This is a genomic window from Micromonospora sp. NPDC051924 (assembly GCF_055586005.1).
In genome coordinates, this window is the sequence record NZ_JBVJJA010000001.1 from 104,987 (window position 1) to 126,624 (window position 21,638).

The 21,638-nt window shown below is 74.1% G+C and carries 20 protein-coding genes and 1 tRNA gene; 16 read left to right on the plus strand and 5 right to left on the minus strand.

What is annotated here, in order from left to right:
- Positions 1-38: 38 nt before the first annotated feature.
- The 7 genes from ACZ6S5_RS00515 to ACZ6S5_RS00545 all read left to right on the plus strand — a co-directional run bounded on the left by ACZ6S5_RS00515 (position 39) and on the right by ACZ6S5_RS00545 (position 5,364).
- Positions 39-587, plus strand: coding sequence for a helix-turn-helix domain-containing protein (locus ACZ6S5_RS00515; protein ID WP_465996236.1), 549 nt, complete (start codon positions 39-41; stop codon positions 585-587).
- A 95-nt stretch (positions 588-682) separates the two neighbouring features.
- Positions 683-1,402 carry a PP2C family protein-serine/threonine phosphatase gene (locus tag ACZ6S5_RS00520; protein ID WP_465996238.1) on the plus strand — a complete coding sequence of 240 codons (720 nt, stop codon included), beginning with the start codon at positions 683-685 and terminating at the stop codon, positions 1,400-1,402.
- Positions 1,403-1,484: 82 nt separating this feature from the next.
- Positions 1,485-1,823 (plus strand): PadR family transcriptional regulator, encoded by a 339-nt coding sequence (locus ACZ6S5_RS00525; protein ID WP_465996240.1) that lies wholly within the window; start codon positions 1,485-1,487, stop codon positions 1,821-1,823.
- Entirely contained in the window at positions 1,820-2,638 is an 819-nt protein-coding gene (locus tag ACZ6S5_RS00530; RefSeq protein WP_465996242.1) for an ATP-binding cassette domain-containing protein, read from the plus strand. Before ACZ6S5_RS00525 ends, ACZ6S5_RS00530 begins: the two co-directional genes overlap by 4 nt.
- Positions 2,635-3,327: a hypothetical protein gene (locus tag ACZ6S5_RS00535; protein ID WP_465996244.1), complete on the plus strand. Its 693-nt coding sequence runs from the start codon at positions 2,635-2,637 to the stop codon at positions 3,325-3,327. Before ACZ6S5_RS00530 ends, ACZ6S5_RS00535 begins: the two co-directional genes overlap by 4 nt.
- Positions 3,328-3,375: 48 nt before the next feature.
- Positions 3,376-4,575: a GNAT family N-acetyltransferase gene (locus ACZ6S5_RS00540; RefSeq protein ID WP_465996246.1), complete on the plus strand. Its 1,200-nt coding sequence runs from the start codon at positions 3,376-3,378 to the stop codon at positions 4,573-4,575.
- Positions 4,576-4,614: 39 nt separating this feature from the next.
- On the plus strand, positions 4,615-5,364 hold the full coding sequence (locus tag ACZ6S5_RS00545; RefSeq protein WP_465996248.1) for a ZIP family metal transporter: 750 nt from the start codon (positions 4,615-4,617) through the stop codon (positions 5,362-5,364).
- 123 nt (positions 5,365-5,487) lie between these two features.
- Here the strand turns inward: ACZ6S5_RS00545 and ACZ6S5_RS00550 are convergent, their stop codons facing one another.
- Positions 5,488-6,570: an NAD-dependent epimerase/dehydratase family protein gene (locus tag ACZ6S5_RS00550; protein WP_465996250.1), complete on the minus strand. Its 1,083-nt coding sequence runs from the start codon at positions 6,568-6,570 to the stop codon at positions 5,488-5,490.
- Positions 6,571-6,615: 45 nt separating this feature from the next.
- A complete protein-coding gene (locus ACZ6S5_RS00555) occupies positions 6,616-6,891 on the minus strand; it encodes a hypothetical protein (RefSeq protein ID WP_465996252.1) in 276 nt (91 codons plus the stop codon).
- A 133-nt stretch (positions 6,892-7,024) separates the two neighbouring features.
- On the opposite strand from ACZ6S5_RS00555, the gene ACZ6S5_RS00560 reads away from it, so the two are divergent.
- From ACZ6S5_RS00560 to ACZ6S5_RS00580, 5 genes are all read left to right on the plus strand, one after another.
- Positions 7,025-7,096 (plus strand) — tRNA-Lys (locus ACZ6S5_RS00560).
- Positions 7,097-7,314: 218 nt separating this feature from the next.
- On the plus strand, positions 7,315-8,190 hold the full coding sequence (locus tag ACZ6S5_RS00565) for an LPXTG cell wall anchor domain-containing protein (protein WP_465996254.1): 876 nt from the start codon (positions 7,315-7,317) through the stop codon (positions 8,188-8,190).
- A gap of 400 nt (positions 8,191-8,590) precedes the next feature.
- A complete protein-coding gene (locus ACZ6S5_RS00570) occupies positions 8,591-8,797 on the plus strand; it encodes a hypothetical protein (protein WP_465996256.1) in 207 nt (68 codons plus the stop codon).
- A 125-nt stretch (positions 8,798-8,922) separates the two neighbouring features.
- Positions 8,923-10,737, plus strand: coding sequence for a serine/threonine-protein kinase (locus tag ACZ6S5_RS00575; RefSeq protein WP_465996258.1), 1,815 nt, complete (start codon positions 8,923-8,925; stop codon positions 10,735-10,737).
- Positions 10,734-11,318, plus strand: coding sequence for an FHA domain-containing protein (locus tag ACZ6S5_RS00580; protein WP_465996260.1), 585 nt, complete (start codon positions 10,734-10,736; stop codon positions 11,316-11,318). Before ACZ6S5_RS00575 ends, ACZ6S5_RS00580 begins: the two co-directional genes overlap by 4 nt.
- 2 nt (positions 11,319-11,320) lie before the next feature.
- Here ACZ6S5_RS00580 and ACZ6S5_RS00585 read toward each other — a convergent pair whose 3' ends face one another.
- The gene (locus ACZ6S5_RS00585; protein WP_465996261.1) at positions 11,321-12,403 is read right to left on the minus strand and encodes a hypothetical protein; all 1,083 of its coding nucleotides are present in this window, start codon (positions 12,401-12,403) and stop codon (positions 11,321-11,323) included.
- Positions 12,404-12,482: 79 nt separating this feature from the next.
- Positions 12,483-13,280 carry an SAM-dependent methyltransferase gene (locus ACZ6S5_RS00590; protein WP_465996263.1) on the minus strand — a complete coding sequence of 266 codons (798 nt, stop codon included), beginning with the start codon at positions 13,278-13,280 and terminating at the stop codon, positions 12,483-12,485.
- A 117-nt stretch (positions 13,281-13,397) separates the two neighbouring features.
- Here ACZ6S5_RS00590 and ACZ6S5_RS00595 point away from each other — a divergent pair, with 117 nt between their 5' ends.
- The 4 genes from ACZ6S5_RS00595 (at position 13,398) to ACZ6S5_RS00610 (ending at position 18,181) form a co-directional block, all read left to right on the plus strand.
- Positions 13,398-13,898, plus strand: coding sequence for a hypothetical protein (locus ACZ6S5_RS00595; protein WP_465996265.1), 501 nt, complete (start codon positions 13,398-13,400; stop codon positions 13,896-13,898).
- Positions 13,899-14,019: 121 nt separating this feature from the next.
- Positions 14,020-14,631: a phosphatase PAP2 family protein gene (locus tag ACZ6S5_RS00600; RefSeq protein WP_465996266.1), complete on the plus strand. Its 612-nt coding sequence runs from the start codon at positions 14,020-14,022 to the stop codon at positions 14,629-14,631.
- Positions 14,632-14,728: 97 nt separating this feature from the next.
- Entirely contained in the window at positions 14,729-17,542 is a 2,814-nt protein-coding gene (locus ACZ6S5_RS00605) for an AfsR/SARP family transcriptional regulator (protein ID WP_465996268.1), read from the plus strand.
- Positions 17,543-17,701: 159 nt separating this feature from the next.
- Positions 17,702-18,181, plus strand: coding sequence for a sigma-70 family RNA polymerase sigma factor (locus ACZ6S5_RS00610; RefSeq protein WP_465996270.1), 480 nt, complete (start codon positions 17,702-17,704; stop codon positions 18,179-18,181).
- An 82-nt stretch (positions 18,182-18,263) separates the two neighbouring features.
- On the opposite strand, the gene ACZ6S5_RS00615 is transcribed toward ACZ6S5_RS00610, so the two are convergent.
- A complete protein-coding gene (locus tag ACZ6S5_RS00615; RefSeq protein ID WP_465996271.1) occupies positions 18,264-21,596 on the minus strand; it encodes a S8 family peptidase in 3,333 nt (1,110 codons plus the stop codon).
- Positions 21,597-21,638 lie beyond the last annotated feature (42 nt).

Below are 21,638 nucleotides of genomic sequence, written 5' to 3' on the forward strand. Positions count from 1 at the left end.
CCGTTTACGGAACGGCACGGTGTAGGACGATAGCCGGCATGGCAGCTGCCCCACCAGCCGGTGACCACACTGCGGAAGAGGTCGGCCGGCGGATCCGCGCCCTCCGCGAGGAGCGGGGGCTGTCCCTCTCCACGCTCGCCCGGCTGGCCGGCGTCGGGAAGGCCACCCTCTCCGGCCTGGAGAACGGCACCCGCAACCCCACCCTGGAGACCCTCTACGCGGTCACCGCGCAGCTCGGCGTGCCGCTGACCGCCGTCCTCTCCGGGCCGGCCGGGACGCCGACCGTACGGGGTGCCGCGGTGGGCGCCACCCTGCTGGAGGTCTTCACCGACACCGACGCGACGTACGAGCTCTACCGGATGCGGGTCGACCCCGGGCCGGCGCAGCTCTCCCCCGCGCACCAGGCCGGGGTCACCGAGCACGTCACGGTCTTCTCCGGCGTGTTGCGCGCCGGGCCGGTGGACGCCCCGCTGACCGCCGGCCCCGGCGACTACCTGCGCTGGACCTCGGACGTGCCGCACAGCTACGCCGCCGTCGGCGACGAGCCGGTCCGGGCGAGCCTGCTGCTGCGCTACCCGCGCGACTGACCACGATGGACGGAGGGACGGAAACACGCTGATCTTCCTCGGCCATACCCGGTGGGTAGAGACGAGGGTGGGGTCTTCTTGGCAAGCTTGACCCCATGACGCTGATCCTCCGCTCGGCCATCCTCAACGACGTCGGCCTCGTCCGGACCAACAACGAGGACTCCGCACTCGCCGGTGACCGCCTCGTGGCGGTGGCCGACGGCATGGGCGGCCTCCCCGCCGGCGAGGTGGCGAGCGAGATCGTCATCCGGATCCTGGACGAGCTGACCCCGCCCCCCGTGCCCGACGAGGCCGCCGACGCGCTGCGCGCCGTGGTGAGCACCGCCAACCAGCGGATCCGCGCCGCCATCACCGTGGACCCGGCCCGCGACGGCATGGGTACGACGCTGACCGCCGGTCTGCTCGCCGGGGACACCCTGGTCCTCGCCCAGGTCGGCGACTCCCGCTGCTACCTGCTGCGGGACAACGAGCTGACCCAGCTCACCCGGGACGACACCTTCGTACAGGCGCTGGTCGACCAGGGCGCGCTCTCCGCCGACCAGGCCCGCCACCACCCGCAGCGTTCGCTGGTCACCCGGGCCGTGCAGGGCTCGGACGCGCCGCCGGCCATCGGCGTGCTCACCGTGTTCCCCGGTGACCGGCTGCTGCTGTGCAGCGACGGCCTCTCCGACTACGTGGAGGACCTCGCGATCGCCTCGGCGCTGGCCGCGTACTCCGACCGGCAGCACTGCGGCGAGCAGCTGGTGAAGCTCGCCCACCAGGCCGGCGCGCCGGACAACGTCACGGTCGTCGTCTCCGACGTCGCCGAGGCCTGACCGGGCCGCCCGTGGCCGCACGGGCGACCTCCGTCCAACTAGATAGTTGTGCCATCTAGTTGGCCTCGCTACTGTTCCCCGGGTGGAGACCGAGCGGCGGGGCCAGTGGTTGCGTGGAGTGCTCGACCTCTGCGTCCTCGGCCTGTTGCGCCACCGCGAGTCGTACGGCTACGAACTGGCCCAGTCGCTCGACACGGCCGGCATCGGCCCGATCCAGGGCGGCACCCTCTACCCGGTGCTGCTGCGGCTGCAACGCGCCGGCCTGATCACCGCGCAGTGGCGCGAGGGGACCGGCGGACCGGCCCGCAAGTACTACCGGATCACCGACAGCGGACGGGCCGCCCTGAGCCGGGGCGGCCACGACTGGCAGGCGTTCGTGGCGCCGGTGACCGCCATCGTGACGGGAGGAGTCGACGGGTGAACGCCAACCAGTGGCTGCACGCGTTCGCGGCCGAGCTGCACCGGCGCCGGGTGGCGACGGAGGACGTCCGGCACGTGGTGGCCGAGGCCGCCACCCACCTGCGGGACGGCGGGGGCGACCCGTGGACGGTGTTCGGCGCGCCGGACCGGTACGCCGCCGTCATCGCCGACAGCGTCGGCACCCGCCCGGCGCCCCGCCCCGGCCCGGTCCGGCTGCACGCCGAGGACATCACCAAGCGGTACGGCCGGCGGACCGTGCTGCGGAACGCCGGCCTGACCGTCCGGGCCGGGCAGATCGCCGCCGTCGTCGGGGCCAACGGCTGCGGCAAGAGCACCTTCCTGCGGATCTGTGCCGGCCTGGAGTCGCCGGACGGCGGGCAGGTGACCGTCGCCGGCCGGCTGGGCTACTGCCCCCAGCAGGGCGGCACCGTCGACTTCCTCCTGCCGGACGAGCACTTCGTGCTGGTCGGGGCCGGCCGTGGGCTGACCCGGGGCACGGCCCGCCGGGCCGGTCGGGCCGCAGCCCGGCAGCTCGGCTGGGAGCCCGACGAGCCGGTGACCGCCCGGCGGCTCTCCGGCGGCACCCGGCAGAAGCTCAATCTCACCCTGTCCACCCTGAGCGAACCCGACGTGCTGCTGCTCGACGAGCCGTACCAGGGCTTCGACCGGGGCACCTACGTCAACTTCTGGGACCAGCTGCTGCGGCTGCGGGACGAGGGCCGGGCGATCGTCGTGGTGACCCACCTGCTCAACCAGCTCGACCGGGTCGACCTGGTCCTCGACCTCACCCCCGCCGTACCGGGAGGCCGTCCGTGAACCGGCTGATGACCGTCGCCGAGATGACGCTGCGGGAGTTGTTGCGCCGCCGGGGCGTGCTCCTGCTGCTGCTGCTCATGCCGCTCGCCTTCTACCTGATCCGGCGGGACGCCTACGTCGGGCAGTCCGTCCGCGCGCTGCTGCTCGGCATCAGCTGGGCGGTGAGCACCGCCGCGCTCTTCGCCACCGGCGCGGCCCGCGACCTGGAGCCACGGCTGCGGCTCGCCGGCTACCAGGCCCACCATCTCTGGCTCGGGCGGATGCTCGGGCTCTGGGTGGTGGGGCTCGCCATCGCCGTACCCTTCTTCGCCCTGGTCGCCGTCGACGGTCCCGACCTGCGGTACGCCGGCGTGGCCGCCGCGATGCTCTGCGCCGTCGCCGTGGCCGCGCCCTTCGGCATGCTGATCGGCGCGGTACTCCCCCGCGAGCTGGAGGGCACCCTGCTGCTGCTCACCGTGGTGGCGGTGCAGATGCTGATCGACCCAGCCGGCGCCGGCGCCAAACTCACCCCGTTCTGGTCGAGCCGGGAGATCGCCACCTGGGCGGTCGACCACACCGACGACGGCTACCTGGCCCGGGGTGCGGTGCACGGAATCGTGGTGACCGCGCTGCTCATCCTCGCCGTGGCGGGCGCGTCCACCGCGAGGCTGCGCCGGCGCCGGCACGTACGGCACCTGCCGGTGACCTGACCGGCCAATCCGGTTGCGGAGGCGGTCGGCCCGGGTTGGGATGGACGGATGCTCATCCGCCGGTTGGCCGCCGAGGAACGCCTCACCACCACCTTCCCCCTCCAGGCGTACGCGTTCGAACGGTCGCCGATGGTCGCGTCCCGGGTCGACGAGTTCCGCGAGTACCTGCCGTACAACGCGGGCAACCGGACCCTGGTCGTGGAGGAGGACGGGGGCGTCACGGCCGCCGCCTCGGCGATCCCGATGCGGCAGAACCTGCGCGGCAGCGTGCTGCCGATGGCGGGCGTGGCCGGGGTGGCGACCCACCCGCTGGCGCGCCGGCGCGGCCACGTCCGCCACCTGCTGCACCGCCTGCTCGACGAGATGCGGGACGAGGGGCACGCGCTGACCGCGCTCTACCCGTTCCGCGCCTCCTTCTACGAGCGCTTCGGGTACGTCGGGCTGCCCCGCCGGCGTACCGCGGTCTTCTCCCCGGCCGACCTGGGCCCGCTGCTCCGCGCCGAGCTGCCCGGCGAGGTGGTCTGGGAGCGGATCGGCGCCGGCTACCCGACGTGGCGCGCGTACACCGAGCGCTGCCTGCGTGAGCGGCACGGATTCGCCATCTTCCCGGACTTCCGCGCGGTCGCCCAGCGGGACCGGGACGACCGCTGGCTGCTCACCGCCGTTCGCGACGGCGGGACCGTCGGCGCGGTCACCTACCGGATCGACGACCACGGCGGCACGCTGCACGCCGACGACCTGCTCGTCGAGGACCCGTACGCCCGGGCGTCGCTGCTGCAGTTCTTCGCCCGGCACGTCGACCAGGTGGAGCGGATCAGCGTCCAGCTTCCCGCCGACGAGCTGCCCGAGCTGTGGCTCACCGACCTCGCGGTGCACGTGGAGACCCGGGTGTCCCGGCCGGGGTCGCCCGCCCCGATGGCGCGGCTGCTCAGCCTGGACGCGCTCGCCGACCTGCCGACCGAGGCCGGACGGGTCCGCGTCGAGCTGGTCGGTGACCGCTGGCTGGCCGGCAGCCACCTGCTCGACGGCGCCACCGGGAAGCTGGAGCTGCTGCCGGGCGACAGCGCCGCGGTGGGCAGCGTGCCGACCGCGACGCTCACCGCCGCCGGGCTCTCCGCCCTGGCGTACGGGGTGCTCGACCCGGCCGACGTGGTCATCCGGGGGCTGGGCGAGGTGCCGGTGGACGCGGCCGCCGAGCTGCGCCGGATCTTCCCGCGTGAGCTGCCGTACCTCTTCGCCGACTTCTGACCTCGTTTCCGGTTCGCGGGCAGGGGTAGGGTCCTGCGCGTGCCGGAATGGTTGGAAGCCGGATTCTGGGGCCTGCTGGCCGGATCCGCCCTGCTGATCGGGGCGGTCGCCGGATTCTTCGCGCGGGTGCCGCGCCGGGTCATCGCGTCGGTGATGGCGTTCGGCGCCGGTGTGCTGCTCTCCGCCGTCTCGTTCGAGCTGATCGCCGAGGCGCACGAGCAGGGCGGGCTGGGGCCGGTCGTGATCGGGGCGGCGGTCGGGGCGCTCGCGTACACCGGGGCGAACATCCTGCTGGCCCGCCGGGGCGCCCGGCACCGCAAGCGCTCCGGCGACGAGCAACCGTCCGAACAGGAACAACCCGGCTCGGGTACGGCCATCGCGGTCGGCGCGCTGCTGGACGGCGTACCGGAGTCGGTGGTGATCGGGGCGAGCCTGCTGGCCGGCGGGCCGGTCAGCCTGGTCACCGTGATCGCGGTCTTCCTCAGCAACGTGCCGGAGGGCCTGTCCAGCGCCGCCGGCATGCGCCAGGCCGGCCGCACCCGGCGGTACGTCTTCCTGCTCTGGACGGCGATCGCCCTGGTCAGCGGCGTGGCGGCGCTGGCCGGCTACACGCTGCTCGGCGGTGCCCCGCCGGAGGTGCTGGCCACCATCACCGCGCTGGCGGCCGGCGCGATCCTCGCGATGATCACCGACACCATGGTCCCGGAGGCGTTCGAGGACGCCCATCTGCTGGTCGGCCTGATCACCGTCCTCGGCTTCCTCACCGCCTTCGCCCTCTCCCACGCCTGACCGCCGCCCGGCTCGGTCAGGATCCCGCTCGGCTTGCCGCGAACCGCGCTCTCCCGGCACGCAAGGGCACCGGTTTCCCGCACTCCACGTGGATCTTGGTGGCCGGCAGGAGCGGGGGGACGGTCAGTAGGGGTTGGGGTGGCCGGGGAGGCGGGCCTTGAGGAGAGCGCTCGGGCGGCCGGGGAGTTCCGGGTCGGTGGAGAGGGGCGGGGCGTCGGTGCCGGCGCGGTGGGACATGCCGGCGAGGAGGTCCTTGAGGGCGGTGACCGCGTCGATCCGCGGGTGCCAGCCCAGCTCGGACTCGGCGCGCTCGCTGGACAGCAGGGGCACGTTCAACGCCAGGTCGACCCAGCCCACGTCGACCGGTTGCAGCCGCGCGTGCCAGGTCAGCGCCGCCGCCGCACGCAGCACCGGGATCGCCACCGGCACCGTCCAGCCGTGGAAGTGCCGGGCCACCAGCTCCGGGCTCAGCACCGGGTCCGCGGCAACATTGAAGGCACCGCGCGCCTCACCCAGGACCGCCTTCGCGTACGCGTCGGCCACGTCGTCGGCGTGCACGGCCTGCACCCGCAGCCGGCGGTTGGCCGGGACCAGCGGAATCCGGCCGTACCGGAGCAGCCGGACCGGGACCAGCGGGCCGAGGAAGTAGCGGCTGATCTCGGTGCCGGCGTCCCGCTGGAAGATCAGCCCCGGCCGCAGCCGGACCACCCGCAACTCCGGGTGCTCCCGCTCCAGCGTGTCGAGCAGGCCCTCCACCTCCGCCTTGTCCCGGCTGTACGACGACCCGGGCACCCCGGTCGCCGGCCACCGCTCGCTCACTGGATGGTCCTTCGGGCCGGGCGCGTACGTGCCGACCGACGAGGCGTACACCAGGGCGGGGATGCCGGCCCGGACGGCGGCGTCGAGAACCGCGCGGCTGCCCCCGACGTTGGTCCGCCAGAGCGTGCGCTGGTCGTGACTGGGCTGGATCTGCCAGGCCAGGTGCACCACCGCCCGCGCTCCGGCGAAGATCGCGGCGAGCCGCACGGGCGAGTCGGGCGCCGCGATGTCGCACGCGTGCCACTCCACCCCGTCGTACGGCTCACCCGCGTCCGGCCCGGGCAGGCGGCGCGCCACCCCCACCAGCTCCGCCCCGGACTCCCGCCGAAGCCGGCGCAGCAGCGCCGTCCCCACGTTGCCGGTGGCCCCCACGATCACGATGCGCATGCCTGCTGCCGTACCCGTTGAAGCGGACACCAACCCCCGGACCGGTCAGGGTCGCGGATGGTGCCGGACCCAGCCCTTCTCCCCGGGCCGGCGACCCCGGGCGGCGGCCAGGCAGCGCGGGCAGACGTACCCCTCCGGATCGGCCTCGGTGAGCACGTCGGTGGCCGAATAGTCGAACGGCACGTGCGGGAACCGACGCAGCCGGGTACGGCTCAACGGCAGCCCGCAGACCGTCTGGTTCAGCCCCGGCAGCCAGGCGTGCACCTCACCGCCGGGCCGGCGTACCCCGTCGGCACCCGGCACCTCCCTCGACGCGGCCACGGAAGGCGTGCTGCTCAACCTCATGCCGGACCGGTTCCCCACGTCGACCCGGCCATGCCCGCGACGGTCGGAAGATCGACGCGGCGGGAAGCCGGAAGCCCTTCCCGGGCGGGTTCCGGTAGCCTGGGCGGGCGGGCCGCTAGCTCAATGGCAGAGCTGTGGACTTTTAATCCATAGGTTCAGGGTTCGAGTCCCTGGCGGCCCACTCACGTCTATCAAGGTCGGCCAAAGGCGAGGCCCCGGACTCCAGCCGGGCATCGGAACGACCGGATTCCTCGAACTGGCATCTGTGTGGCCTACTTCACCTCGTGCCACGTCGATCTTGTCCAGCCTGCCCTGCTTGGCCCGTTTGATCGGGACGGAAACGGCGGCCGAGGCGCTGTATGGTCTCGCGGTTGTCCTGTTTCACGCACGGGGGTTTCCATGACGATCCGCCGTTACGCGGGTTCCGCCCTGGGCGCCGCCGCGATCCTCGCGGCCGGCCTCGCCGCCACGCCCGCCGCCGCCGCGCCGGCCCAGAACGAACCCGACCCGGCAAAGCTCGCCGCGGGCACGGAGAAGGACCCGCAGACGGGGAAGAACCGCACGTATGCGGTCGGGCAGGGCGAGGACGTGCCGGCCGTGCTCGGGGTGACGAACCTCGGTGACGCGCCGGTCGACGGTCTTGTCGTGCACGTACGGATCCTCAACGACCTCGACTTCACCAAGAAGTACGAGAACTGTTGGTACGCCGTCGACAGCAACCAGGAGTCGGCCTGGTGCGAGTTCGATGAGGAACTTGCTGCCGGTGCCAGCCTGGCGGTGACCGGAGCGGGCATCTCCACCAAGCCGGATGCCCGTGCCGAGAACATCTCCTCAATCGTCTACCGCTGGGTCAGCAAGGAGTACGTCGACGCGCAGGGCGGAATTCAGGTGTTGGCCGACCAGTGGGCCGGGCAGGGCACGAAGGCGATCCGCGGCACCGAGGGCGCGCTGACGCTGACGGCCCCGGCTGGGCCGCTCGGCGGGCTGGGAGGTCCGATCGGGTTCGCCGGCGTCGAGCTCGTCACGCCGCCGACCGGTGAGCCCACCGCGACGCCGACGCCCACCGTGGCACCGACGCCGACCGCCACGCCCAGCGCCACCACGACCGTTGCCCCGCCCCCCGGCGCCGAGGGCGGCGACGGTGGCGAAGGCGGCGGGCTGCCCGTGACCGGTGCGGACACCGCGACCGTGGCCGGCGTCGGCGGCGGGCTCCTGCTCCTCGGCGGCGTCGGCTACCTGATCACCCGCCGACGCCGTACCCGCTTCGTGGCATAGGTTCTTCCGCTGCGCCCCCGCCCCGACGCCTCGTCGGGACGGGGGCGTTGCTGTCTCTGCCCGCCCGTCAGCCAGCCGGCGCCGACACCCCGGCGTGGCGGAGCAGCGGAGTCGGGGAGGGAACCCTCCCCACTTCGTCACCTGTCGGCCGCGCCCGAACCCTGGTTGTCTCTCTGCGGGCCCGCAACGGCCCGTCCAACTCGGCGTTGCGGGTGGCGATGGCGAGCAGCTACCGGGGACTCAGCCACGAGTCGACGGTGGAGGAGATCAGGCCAGCGAGGGCGAGTGCCGGGCCTACAAGTTCTACAACGACAACTGATCGCCGAAGGGGGGCGGGGCCGGCCGGTCGATCCGGCCGGCCCCGGGGGCACCCTCCGGTTCGGACGCCCGTGGTGACGCGATGAGCGTCACACAGCTCGTGGCGGCGCTCGCGCCGGTCGCGCCGGCCCTGGCGGTCCTCGCCGTCGCGGAAGCCCCGGCCGGGCGCCCCCGTCACGGTGACGCCCACGGCGGGCGACGGGCGACCGGTCCCGGCTCCATCGGGCTGAGCTGCGGCAACGACTCGCCCCGCGAACCCGGGCCGGGCGACTCGCCCGGCCCGGGCTGATCCGGAAGGCTCCGACGGTCCGTGTCCTGGGGGCACGGACCGTCGGCTGTCCGGCGGCCGGGCGTTCCTCCGGCGTCCGAGCGGCACCGGGTCCGGTCGCAACCCATCGGTAGCATTCAGCGGCGATGGTCCAGAGCGAGCGTGCGGCGACGCGCCGGCCGGAGTCCGGCGTCGGCCCGGGTATCCCCCTGGGGATCGCCGGGTGCACCGACGCGGTCGTGGTCGGGCGGGGCGGGTTCGGCGTCGTCTACCGGGCCCGGCAGGCCGACTACTCCCGCTGGGTGGCGGTGAAGGTGCTCGCCACCGACTGGGCGGGGCCGTCCCGGGCCCGCTTCGAGCGGGAGCTGCGGACGCTGGGCCGGCTCTCCGACCATCCGCACATCGTCACCCTGCACCAGGCCGGCCGGACCGCCGGCGGCAACCCGTACCTGCTGATGGCGCACGAGGAGGGTGGCTCGCTCGGCGACCGGCTGCGCGCCGGGACGGCGGGTGACTGGCGGGTGGCCCTCGCGGGCGGGATCGCGGTGGCCGGGGCGCTGGAGACCGCGCACCGGGCGGGCATCCTGCACCGCGACGTCAAACCGGAGAACATCCTGGTCTCCGGATACGGCGAGCCGAAGCTGGCCGACTTCGGCCAGGCCCGGCCGTGCGCCGAGCGCACCGGGACGCGCGCCACGATCACCGCCAGCGTGCTGCACACCGCCCCGGAGGTGCTGCGCGGCGAGCCGGCCTCGGTGGCCGCCGACGGGTACGCGCTGGCCTCGACGGTGCTGCACTGGATCCGCGGCGCGCCGCCGTTCGCCCCCGCCGACGGGGAGTCCGTCGAGTCGCTGCTGCGCCGGATCGCCGCCGACCCGGTGCCGGATCTGCGCCCGCTCGGCGTACCCGAAGAGGTCTGCGCGGCGCTGGAACGCGCGCTGGCCAAGGATCCCGCGCGGCGGCCGGCCTCGGTCGCGGAGTTGGCCGGTGAGCTGCGCGCCGCGCAGGCCGCCGCCGGGCTGCCGGTGACACCGTTCGTGCTGGGTGGCGTGACCGCCGCCGACGCGCCGCCCGCCGGACCACCCAGCCCGGTGCTGTCGCTCACCGCGCGGCGCCGCGCGGCCCTCGCGCTGTCCGCGACCGTCACCCGGCCGGCCGGGGCACGCCGGCCCGCGCTGCGCCGGTCGGTCGGCCTGGCCGTCGCCGTGGCGGCGGTCCTGGCGACCGGGTACGCGCCGGCGCCGCCCGCGCCGGCCCCGGTCACCCTGCCCGCCCGGCTGGACCTGGGCCGGCTGACCCTGCACACCGAGTCGGAGGAGCGGGTGGTGACGGTGCGGAACCGCACCGGCGAGCCGGTCCTGCTCGGCGCGTTGACGGTGGCCGGCCCGTCCCGGGGCGACCTGCGGATCGTGGCGGACGCGTGCGGGCCACGCCGGCTCGCCCCGGGGGCGGGGTGCGACGTGGGCTTCGTGGTCGTCCCGCACCTGCCCGGACCGGTCCGGGGCGTGCTGGAGCTGACCGTGGCGGGCCGGCGGGTCAGCACCGTGGTCACCGGCACGGCGGCTCCCCGCCGGGCCAGCCAGGACGACGCCCCGCCCGGCCCCTGCTACGCCGACGCCTACCAGGTCGGCGCGTCCGCCTACGGGTACGCGGGCGGCCTGCGGGCCATCTCCGTCAAGCAGTACTGGTCGCCGAGCTGCCGCGCCGCGATGGCGTACGTGTGGGTGTGGAAGCAGTACCGGGACAACGTGGGCACCGGGGGCGGCACCTGGACGGTCGACCTGGCGGTGCGGTCCGCCGGCGGGCCCGGCACCCGGCAGCGCGCCGCCGGGCAGGCGTACGAGCTGTGGACCGAGCCCTACCGGTCGGCGGGGCGGTGTGTCACCGCGTCGGCGACGGTGGCTCCGGCCCACGGCGGCGCGACCACCGCCGCGACCACTCAGCCGTGGTGCGACCGGTGACCGGCGGGCACTTCGAGGTCCACGGGCTGGGCCCGGTACGCCTCGTGCCGCTCAGCCCGGACACGGTGACCATCGGCCGGGCCCCCGGCAACGAGCTGCCGGTCGACAGTCCGCTGGTCTCCCGCCTGCACGCGCTGGTGGAACGGCTGCCGCCCGGCTGGATCATCCGCGACCTGGGCAGCACCAACGGCACCACGGTCAACGGCGTGCCGCTGCGGGAGGCCCGGACGCTGCACGACGGCGACCGGGTGGTGGTCGGCCCGGCCCGCCTGGTGTTTCGGGCTCCCGCCCAGCTGACCGGCACCCGGACGGTGGGGGTGGCGCCACCGCCCGCCCCGCCGGCGCTGACCCGGCGGGAACGGGACCTGCTGGACCTGCTCTGCCGCCCGTACCTGGCCGGGCCCGGTGCCTTCCCGGAACCGCCGACCGTGCGCGCCCTGGCCGGCACGCTGGGCGTCAGCGAGAGCGCGGTGAAGAAGCACCTGACCCGGCTGTACGACAAGTTCGACCTGGTCAGCAACGACGACCGGCGCCGGTCCCGGCTGGCCGCCGAGGCGGTCCGCCGGGGGGCGGTGGGCTGAGGTCAGCGACGCCGCCGCCACCAGCGGCGCTTCGCGGGCGGCGCCGGCTGCTCGTCCTGCTGGTCCTCGTCCTCGTCGTCCTCACCGCGGGCCAGCACCGCCGTGGCGAGCGCCCGGTCGTCCGCCCGGCAGCCGGGCGTGACCAGCATCAGCTTCGCCAGCGACTCCTCGATGGTGACCAGCCGGTTCGCCGCCACGGCCGCGTCGAGCCGGGCCCGGACGAGCTGGCGGACCTCCGCCCGCAGCTCGGGTTCCCGGTACGCGGCGGTGACGAGCGCGAACAGCGCCGCGTCGGCGACCCAGTCCTCCACGCCGAACGCGAGGTCCACCAGCACCTCGCGTCGGGTCGAGGTCGGCCACGGCTCGTCCTTCGCGTGGTGCAGGATGCCGAGGCAGACCCACGGCTGCATGAGCCGGTACCAGTAGGTCGGCGTCGACCTGGCGAGGTGCTGCCAGCGGGGGGCGTCCGGCGGGCCGGGCAGGTGGGCGAGCAGCCCGAGCAGGTCGGTCAGGGCCAGCTCACCGAGTGGGGCGGCCTTCACGTAACCGGAGAGCGGCGACTGCCACGGCTCCCCGGCGGCCTGCTGGAGCAGCCGGACCGCGGCGTCCGACGGCGCCGGCACGGCGGGCACCGGCTCGGTCCCGTCGTACCGCCAGATCGCGTACCGGCCGGGCTGGACGGGAGCGCGGATGTCGGGCGGCGGGAACTCGGCGATGCCGATGCTGACCGGGCCGGCGATCCGGCGGAACGCCGTGACGGCGCTGGCCGGCTCCGCGGCCGACAGCCCGAGTTCGGTGACTTCGAGCTGCTCGCCCTGGGCCCGACGGCCACCGATCTCGTTGGCGACGTTGGAGATCGCCTCGCTCGGCATCGGCACCCAGTTGAGCCACGGCCGCTTCGCCCCCGCCAGGGCGAACACCACGTCGGTCATGCCGCACGGGTGTGGATCGTCCTGTACGGCGACCAGGTCCGCCACGTCACCGGAGGCGCGGAACCGCAGTGCGTGCCGTGCCGCGTCGCGGTGCGGAAAGGTCGGGTCGTCAGCCATCTGCCGCAGGTCGGCATCCGCGTCGCCGGAAAACATGGCGCGGAGCGTAACAACCCGGACGGTCCATCGGGGACCCGCCGACGGGCCCGCGGGCGGCCCCACCCGGAGGCTGAGGTCAGCGGCGCAGGCCGACCCCGCCGTAGCCGTGCGACACCGCCGCGTTCGGCTCGCCGTCGGGCCGCCAGTCGGCCAGCCAGACCAGGCCGGGCTCGACCAACTCGTACCCGTCGAAGAAGCGCGCGGTGGCGGCGTGCGTGCGGGGGACGATCGGCGCGCTGCTGCGCCGGTAGACCTCCCGCCCCTGCTGGGTGGGGACCGGTGGGGCGCCGTCCATGGTCAGGTGGGACAGCACGAGCATGCTGCCCGGCGCGGTGGCGTCGCGCAGCCGGGCGACCGCCGCGTACGGGTCGTCGCGGTCGGGCACGAAGTGCAGCACCGCCACCAGCAGCACCGCCACCGGCTCGGTGAAGTCGATGTTGGCGCGGACGTCCGGGTGGGCCAGCAGCTCGTCGGGTCGCCGCAGGTCGCCGCGGACCACCACGGTACGGCCGTCGACCGGCAGCAGCCGCTGGGCGTACGCGACGGCGACCTCGTCGTTGTCCACGTAGACCACCCGGGCGCCGGGGGCGATCGGGCGGACGACCTCGTGCACGTTGCCCTGGGTGGGCAGCCCGGCCCCGACGTCCAGGAACTGGCGTACGCCCCGCTCGGCCGCGTGGCGGACGGCCCGGCGGAGGAAGGCACGGTTGGTCTGCGCGGCCACCCCGGTGTCCGGGAAGATCTTCAGGATCTGCTCGGCGGCGGCGCGGTCGGCGGCGAAGTTGTGGCAGCCGCCCAGGTAGTAGTCGTACATCCGGGCGACGTTCGGCCGGGACTCGGCCTCGCTCGGGGTGGTCGTCGGCTCACCGGTCACGCCTGATGTGTAGCACTCTCGGCGACACACCGTTGACCCGTCGTGTCCTTGATCGGGCAGCGCGCGCCGCTCACCCTGGTACGACGATGAGGAACGTCGACGTCCGAGGAGGTACCGATGACCGGTAGGCGGGAGACCGTGGAGGTCGACCCGGGGCTGTTCCGTGCCGTCTACGACTCGCCCGCCTCGCTGCCGGGCCGGCACCGCTGGACCACGCCCGAGTCGGACGTACGCCGGCTGGAGAAGCTGCTCAACATGCCGGCGCGCAGCATCGGCGCGCCGCTCTGGGTCAGCGGCGACGAGCCCGACTGCCCGAAGTGCGGCCGCCGGGTGAACTGGTACGACATCGTCTCCTCAGCCCTGCACGGGGTGCACGACCGGGCCATGATCGCCCGGGTCATCCTCGGCGAGCGCAAGTACGTCAACACCGAGGTCCCGGACGCGATCCCGGGGGTGCACTGCGCCGACTGCCGTACCCCGATCGACGGCCTGCGCAGCTTCAAGTGCCACAACTGGGCGTACGCCTTCGAGGCGCTGGAGGAGATCGTCGAGCGGATGTCCGGGCCGGTCGGGCAGCCCGCCCCGCGCCCGCCGTCGGACCCGCCGGCCGCGTCGTGACGGCGGTGCCCGCCGCCCTGTGAGGTCGCTGAGACTTCGGGGGTCCGGCGGTGATTCCCCTGCCACCCTCCCGGTGGACGGAGTATGAACGGGAGGTGGGGGGAAAATGAACGAGACCGTTATGACTGACGTTCCGGACATCAGCACTGACTGGTACCACGACGTCGTCGAGTTCGCCGACGGTACACCCCAACCGATCCACTGGTTCGCCACCCACTTCACCGAGGGCGCGATCGTGCTGCTCGGCATTCTGCTGGTGCTGGCGGCGCTGACCCGGCTGGTCGGCGGCGGCGTCCGGGACCGGGCGCTCGCCCTGGCCGCGCCGATCGCGGTGGTGGTCGCGTACGGCGCCAGCGAGGGGCTGAAGAGCCTGGTCGCCGAGGACCGACCCTGCCGTAGCCCGGCCAACCTGGTGATCGTCGCCGGCCACTGCCCGGCCGTCGGCGACTGGTCCTTCCCCAGCAACCACGCCACCATCGCCGGGGCGCTGGCTGCCACCACGCTGCTGCTGCACCGCCGGTTCGGCCTGCTGGCCGTCCCGTTGGCCGTGCTCGCCGCGGTCTCCCGCGTCTTCGTCGGGGTGCACTACCCGCACGACGTGGCCGTTGGCCTGCTGCTCGGCGCCCTGATCGGCACCCTGCTCACCCCGCTGGCCGCCCGCCCCCTGGCGGAGGTGCTCGGCCGGCTCTTCCCCCGCCCCACCCCGGCCCTCGCCCCACCCGCCCGCCGCTGACCTCTGCGCGCTGACGCACGGGATCCCGTCGCCGTCCTGGACACCCGTGGCCTGGTCGCAAGCTCCGGTGGCGGATCGGCCCGTTACCGTTGCCGGTGTGCGGGCGCAGGCGGGCGAGACGATCGGCTTCTCGGTGCTCGGCTCGATCATGGTCGTCCGCGCCGGTGCCGAGGTGCAGCTGGGCGCCCGCCAGCAGCGACTGGTGCTCGCGTTGCTGCTGGCCCGGGCCGGTTCACCGGTCTCCCTGGCCGAGCTGGTCGACCTGCTCTGGGACGAGGAGGCCCCGGCCAGCGCCGCGAACGTCGTGCACCGGCACGTCGGGATGCTCCGGCGGCTGCTCGAGCCCGGCCTGCCCACCCGGTCGGCGGGCCGGCACGTCCTCCGGGAGCTCTCGGGCTATCGGCTGCGCGCCGACGAGGAGTCCCTGGACCTGCTGAAGTTCCGGTCGCTGAGCCGGCTGGCGCGCCGGAGCCTGCAGGACGGCGACCCGGAGTCGGCACTGCGGCACTCCCTCGACGGGCTGCGGCTGTGGCGCGGCCGGTGCGCCGCGGGCCTCGAACCGGCCTCCCGCGTGCATCCCGCGTTTCTCGCCGTGGAGGCCGAACGCGCCCAGGCCGTGCGCGAGGCCGCCGACGCCGCCGAGCGCTGCGGCCGGCTGGGCGCGGTGCTGGCGCCCTTGCGGCAGGCCGCCGAGCAGCACCCGCTCGACGAGTCGCTGCAGAGCCGGTTGCTGCTGGCGCTCGCCGCCGACGGCCGCCAGGCGGAAGCCGTCGAGAGGTACCGGGTAGTGCGCCGCCGGCTCGCCGACGACCTGGGCATCGATCCGGGCGAGGAGCTGCGGGAGGCGTACGACCGGCTGCTGCACCAGCGCACCCGGCCGGCGCGTATCGAGTCGCCAACCCCACTCCCCCGGCCCGCGCAGCTGCCGCCGGACCTGCCCTTCTTCAGCGGCCGGGACGACCTCATCGCCGAGGCCCGCGCGGCGGTCGCGCGCCCGGGCGGGCGAACGGTGCTCGCTATCGACGGCATGCCCGGGATCGGCAAGACCACCCTCGCCGTCCACCTCGCCCACGAGTTCGCCGCCGGCTACCCGGACGGGCAGCTGTATGTCGACCTGCGCGGATACGACGGGCGGGAGCCGGCGATGAGTCCGGCCGAGGCGCTGCGCGGCTTCCTCGGTTCGCTCGGGGTGCCCCAGCAGGGCATTCCCGCCGAGCTGCACGCCCAGGCGGGCATGTACCGCAGCATCCTTGCCGGCCGGCGCCTGCTGATCGTGCTCGACAACTGCCGGGACGCCGAGCAGATCCGGCACCTGCTGCCGGGCAGCCCCGACTGTCTGGTGATCGTGACCAGCCGCAGTCGGCTCAGCAGCCTGCTGACCACGGCCGGCGCCCACCCGTTGCCGGTCGGCCTGCCGAGCCTCGACGAGGCCCGCGTGGCGCTCCTCGGGCCGCTCGGCGCCGGCCGCGTCGCGGCTGACCCGGCCGCGATCGACGCCATCATCGCCAGCTGCGGGCGGCTGCCGCTCGCGCTGGCCGTGGTGGCCGCCCGCGCGGCGAGCCTGCCGCGGACGCCACCGGCGCAGATCGCCGCCGAGCTCGCCCAAGAGCCCGCAAGCCTGGACGGCTTCGACGGCGACGACCCGCAGACCGGCCTACGTGCCGTCTTCTCCTGGTCCTACCAGGCACTCTCCGCCCCGGCCGCCCGGCTCTTCCGGCTGCTGCCGATCCATCCCGGCCCCGACATCTCGACCGCCGGGGCGGCGGGCCTGGCCGGCGTCCCGCTGCGGACCGGGCGGGCGCTGATCGGCGAGCTGAGCCGCGCGCACCTGATCAGCGAGGACCTGCCGGGCCGCTACCGCACCCACGACCTGCTGCTGGCCTATGCCGCGGAGCTCGGCGAGGAGCACGACAGCCCGGCCGAGCGCGCCGCCGCGGAGCTTCGCTGCCTGCAGTTCTATCGGGCCACCTGCTATCAGGCGCACCGGCGGTTGCTGGCCTCCGAGCACCACCCGATGATCGAGCCGGGGCCGGGCGAGACCCCGCTGCGCTTCGCCGGCCACGGCGACGCCATGCGCTGGTTCACCACCGAGCGGCAGGTCCTGATCGCGCTGGTCGGCCGGGCCGCCCGGCAGGGCCGGCACACCGACGCCTGGCAGCTCGCCCTGGGCATGCAGCACTTCTTCGACCGCAGCGGCCGGTGGGCCGACTGGACGACGACCGGCGAGGCGGCCCTCGAGGCCGCCCGGGCGGGCGGCGACCTGGTCGGGCAGGCCCGGATGCACCGCAGCCTGGCCGGGGCGGCCTACTTTCGGGGCGAGCACGACACCGCGGTCGGCCATCTCGACCGGGCGCTCGAGCTGCTCGCCCGACTCGGCCTGCACGGCGAGATGACCCGGGCCGGGATCAACCGGGCGATGATCCTGGCCGCCCAGGGACGACACGAGGAGGTCGTCCGGACGCTTACCGCGGCGCTGGGGCCATGGGTGGCCGGAGACGACAAACTGCTCGCGGACGCCCTGGTGATCATGGCCGCGAGCAACGCCGAACTGGGCCGGGAGGAAGAGGCCGTGCGCTGCGCCGAGCAGGCGATGGTGCTGTCGCGCGGAGCGCAGTACAGGCTGGGCATCGCCGAGGCGTGGGAGGTGCTCGGCCAGGTGCATTCCGCTCGCCGGGAGCTCGGCAGGGCGGTCGACTGCTGGCGCGAGGCCGCCGTCGCCTACCAGGAGGCCTCGGCGGCGGCGCCGGCAGCGGAGGTGCTGGCGCTGCTCGGCGACGCCCTCGCCGCGGCCGGCGACCAGGACGCTGCGGTGCGGGCGTGGCAGGAGGCGCTGTCCCTGATCCCGTACGCACAGACCCGGACCGGCCGGCGGCTGGCCGGCCTGCTCGCGGGCGTCACGTCGCGTCCGTGACCGACTGCGATCGGCGACGGCACTCGATTCGCACTTACGCGTCAGTCCATTCACATTGGTCGTCCCTAGGCTCGTGCCTCAGTCACCGTTGCTCCTGCTCATGGGGGAGATATCGTGCTGCGGGCACCCGACGGATCACCGGCCGGCCGGGCTGAGCGCATGACCGCGCTGCATGGGGACCACGCCCGTGCCGTGCTGCGTCTCCTGCTCGTGCTGACCCGCCACCAGCGCCAGACCGCCGAGGATCTGCTCCAGGAGACGATGCTGCGGGCCTGGCGGCACCTCGACTCGGTGCCGGCCGAGCCCGATGCCGCCCGCCGGTGGCTCTGCACCGTCGCTCGGCGGCTCGTCATCGACGGCGTCCGGCTACGGCGGGGCCGCCCGGCCGAGGTCCATCTCGTCGACATGACCTGGATTCCCGCTGGTGACGACACCATCGGCACTGCTCTGGCGTCGCACGCCATTCGGCACGCGCTCGGCCGGCTGAGCCCGGCACAGCGCAGTCTGCTCTCCGAGGTCTACCTGCTCGGGCGGTCACCGGAAGAGGTCGCGGGCCGGCTGGGAGTGCCGATCGGCACGGTGAAGTCCCGGACCCACTACGCGCTGCGCGCCCTGCGCACCGGCCTCGAGGCGGCCTGAGCAGGCGGCGGATCCGCGACCGGCTGCGCTGGCACCGGTGACCCGGACGCGGCGCCGCTCGGCGCCGCGTCCGGGCTCACCCTCAGTACTGGTAGGCGCGGATGATGGTCTGTTTGACCGTGTTACCGCTGGTGTCCGCCGCAGCGGCCCGCAGCGAGACGAAGCCGGTGCCGACCGGGTTGCGCACCCAGGCGACCGCCTTCTCGCCGGACCGCTGCACGGTCAACTGCTGCCAGGTCCTGCCGTCGTCGAAGGACGCCTCGACGGTCAAGGCCGTGGTCTGGCCCGGCGCCGCCCCGACCTGACGGTCGAGCGAGATCGGAATCGCGAACAGCTGGTTGGCCGGCGCCCGGTTGTTGATGTTGAGCTCCGGGGTGTACCGGATCGCGGTCATCGGCAGCTTCACCAGTTCGCCGTCGCTCACGTGCGCGGACGTGAAGGTCCACTCCGCGTCGACCACCGTCGACAGGCTGAAGGCCGGGTCGCTGCGGAAGGTCGCGGCCAACCGGTAGTCACCCGTCTCCGCAGGCACGTTCCACACCCAGGGGGTCTGGTTCGAGTCGCCGACCTTGACGCCGTTGCGGTAGAGGTTCACCTCCACGCTGCCGCCGCGAACGAACCGGAAGCCCATGTGCCCGGTGCCGTCGCCGTGCAGCGGCCCCGGCCCGCCGATGTTGTCGCCCCAGTAGCGGGTGGCGAACTGCTGGCCGAAGTTCGGCTCCGGGAAGACCGGCCCGGCCACCGCGTTGGCCCACTTCACCGTGTACGTGCTCCCGGGCCGGAAGCTGGTCCACGCCGACTGGTAGTACGTGTACCCCGACTGGGCCGAGGTCGACTGCCACACCGCCTGCTTGTCCTGGGTGTAGTACTCGGTGATGGTGCTCGGCACGTCGTAGGTGAACCACGGCGGGACGTTGCGCTCGTCGCGGTAGACCGGCGAGTTGCCGGGCGCGTGCGCGACCGCGGTCCGCGCCACCGGCACGCCGGCCACGTCCGCGCTGATCTGGGAGCGGACCGTGGCGAAGTCGCCCGCGCGCAGATTGCGGGTCAGCCCGGTCATCATCTCCTCCGGCTCGTACAGGTAGACCCGGTAGACGTACGGGCTGTTGTGCAGGCTGCCCTGGCGCACCTGGCCCCACATCCCGTGGACGTAGGAGACGAAGCCGGGCGTCTTGCCGGCCCCGATCTGCGCGGTCCGCACGTGGTCGAAGGGGACGTTCATCAACACGCCGAACGGGTCGTTGCTGCCCCAGATCTGCGGCTCCTCTGTCCGGATCGTCCAGCCGGACTCCTGCCAGACCGCGGTGGCCTTCGGGTTCGGCACCGACACCGCGATCGGCTTCGCCAGGCTGGTGTCCATGGTGAGCGCCTGGTCCGTGGTCAGGTCGAGGCTCGGGCGCACCAGCGAAGTGATGTCCGGGAAGAACGGGTCGCCGCTCACCAGGTACGTCTGGACCAGGTAGCGGCCCGCGCGGACCCGGTACCTGGTGGCCGCGGGGTCGCCGAGCACCAGGATGGTCTGCCGGTCCAGGTCGAGCAGGACGGTCACCCAGCCCTGCTCGAGCGTGGGCGCTCCGCCGTCCGGCCCGACGAGCTTGAGGGTCAGCTCGTGGCGGGCGACGTCGAGCGCGACCGGGGTCTGCACCTGCGCGCCGCCGCCGGTGGCGGTCACCTCGCCGCCGAAGTAGCGGTCGGGCAGGTCGGCGGCGGCCTGCACATTGACGGTCACGGTGGCCGTGCCGCCGGCCGGTACCGTCACCGAGGAGGCACTGAGGCTGAACAGGCCGGCCGGCGCCGGGGCGCCGTCGGCGTCCTTGGCGTCGAGGGAGACAGCCAGGGTGAGGTCGGAAGCGCCACTGTTCGCGTACGTGATCGTGCTCTGCTGCGCAGTGGCGGTCCGCTCGAAGGCGACACTGACCGGGCTCGCCGTGACGGGCTGCTGGATCGCCCGGGCGACGTTGAGGAAGCCCGCGCCCTGCTCGTAGACACCGATGGCGGTGCTCGGCTGCGCGGCGGCCATCAGGGTGGCCTTGATCCGCTCGGGCGTCCAGCCGGGGTGCTGCTGGGTCAGGATCGCCGCTGCGCCGGCCACGTGCGGAGTCGCCATCGAGGTGCCGGAGAGATTGGTGTACTGCGGGTTCTCGCCGTCCGGCCACAGGTCAGAGGTCGAGCTGCGGGCGGCGACGATGCCGACGCCGGGCGCGGTGATGTCCGGTTTGATGCCGGCGTCGCCGGTGCGCGGGCCCCGGCTCGAGAACTCGGCCAGCTCACCCGTCTTGGTCACGGCCCCCACGGTCAGCGCCTCGGCCACATCGCCGGGCGAGTTCACGGTGGACTCGCCGGCCAGGCCGTCGTTGCCGGCGGCGACGACGAAGAGCACGCCGTAGCGCTGGGTGAGGTCGGCCAGGGCCGCCTCGATCGGGTCGGTCTCCGGGCTGTCCGGGCCGCCGAGGCTCATGTTTGCGACCTTGACGCCCTGCTGCGCCGCCCAGGTCATGCCGGCCAGGATCGCCGACTCCGGGCAGCCCACCTCGGTGCAGACCTTGGCGCTGTAGAGGGTCGCGCCGGGCGCCATGCCCTTGTAACGGCCGTCCGACGCGGCCCCGCTGCCGGCGATGGTGGACGCGACGTGGGTGCCGTGGCCGACCCGGTCGAGGGTGTCCGGGTCGGCGGTGAAGTTCTCCGCGGCGGCGACGTGGCCGGCCAGATCCGGGTGGGTCTGGTCGATGCCGGTGTCGATCACGCCGACCTTCACCCCCGTTCCCGTCCAGCCGGCCTGCCAGGCCTGCGGCGCGCCGGTCAGCGGGACGCTGACGTCCAGGGTCGGGTGGCGCAGCCCGTCGAGCCAGATCTTGTCGAATCCGGACCGCAGTTGCCGCTCCGTGCCGCTCGCGGCGGAGGTGATGTCGTTCCAGAAGGACACCGCGCCCGCGCGGCTCTCCGCGACAGCGCTCGCCCCGGAGAGCGCCCGGGTGGTCCGGGCGCCGGCGAGGCGGGCGGGGGCGGCGCCGCTGTGCTGGACGATGAGCGGCAGAGCGGCCCGGGTGTCGTCGTAGCCGAAACCGACCAGCATTGAGATGTCGAAGAGCCGCTCGTCGAGCTCGCCCCGGTTGAGCAGGCCGACGGCGTCGGCGGGGATGACCCGCACGTCCTCGCCGGCGCTGTGCGTGATGAACGGGATCCGTTCCCGTCCCTTGCCCGGCACGACGTCGACAGCCGTGTGGCCGTCCACGGTGCTGAGGTGCACGGTGTCGCCGGTGAGCAGCGTGACCGTCCGGGGTTTGGACGCGACCGTGGGTGTGGTCGCCGGCTTCGCGGCCCGGGGCTGCGCCGACGCCGGCAATCCGTCCGGAGCCACCATCGAGACGCCCAGCACCAGCAGTGCCAGCGCCGATATCTTGCGAACTGAACGCATCATTCTCCCTGGATGAGCGCGAGAGGTATCCAGGTGCTCCGG

Excerpts from the sequence above, each read along its gene's own strand:
- ACZ6S5_RS00515 (WP_465996236.1), top strand. The coding sequence starts at position 39 with ATGGCAGCTGCCCCACCAGCCGGTGACCACACTGCGGAAGAGGTCGGC.
- ACZ6S5_RS00520 (WP_465996238.1), top strand. The coding sequence starts at position 683 with ATGACGCTGATCCTCCGCTCGGCCATCCTCAACGACGTCGGCCTCGTC.
- ACZ6S5_RS00540 (WP_465996246.1), top strand. The coding sequence starts at position 3,376 with ATGCTCATCCGCCGGTTGGCCGCCGAGGAACGCCTCACCACCACCTTC.
- ACZ6S5_RS00550 (WP_465996250.1), bottom strand. The coding sequence starts at position 6,570 with ATGCGCATCGTGATCGTGGGGGCCACCGGCAACGTGGGGACGGCGCTG.
- ACZ6S5_RS00565 (WP_465996254.1), top strand. The coding sequence starts at position 7,315 with ATGACGATCCGCCGTTACGCGGGTTCCGCCCTGGGCGCCGCCGCGATC.
- ACZ6S5_RS00570 (WP_465996256.1), top strand. The coding sequence starts at position 8,591 with ATGAGCGTCACACAGCTCGTGGCGGCGCTCGCGCCGGTCGCGCCGGCC.
- ACZ6S5_RS00575 (WP_465996258.1), top strand. The coding sequence starts at position 8,923 with ATGGTCCAGAGCGAGCGTGCGGCGACGCGCCGGCCGGAGTCCGGCGTC.
- ACZ6S5_RS00585 (WP_465996261.1), bottom strand. The coding sequence starts at position 12,403 with ATGTTTTCCGGCGACGCGGATGCCGACCTGCGGCAGATGGCTGACGAC.
- ACZ6S5_RS00595 (WP_465996265.1), top strand. The coding sequence starts at position 13,398 with ATGACCGGTAGGCGGGAGACCGTGGAGGTCGACCCGGGGCTGTTCCGT.
- ACZ6S5_RS00600 (WP_465996266.1), top strand. The coding sequence starts at position 14,020 with ATGACTGACGTTCCGGACATCAGCACTGACTGGTACCACGACGTCGTC.
- ACZ6S5_RS00610 (WP_465996270.1), top strand. The coding sequence starts at position 17,702 with ATGACCGCGCTGCATGGGGACCACGCCCGTGCCGTGCTGCGTCTCCTG.
- ACZ6S5_RS00615 (WP_465996271.1), bottom strand. The coding sequence starts at position 21,596 with ATGCGTTCAGTTCGCAAGATATCGGCGCTGGCACTGCTGGTGCTGGGC.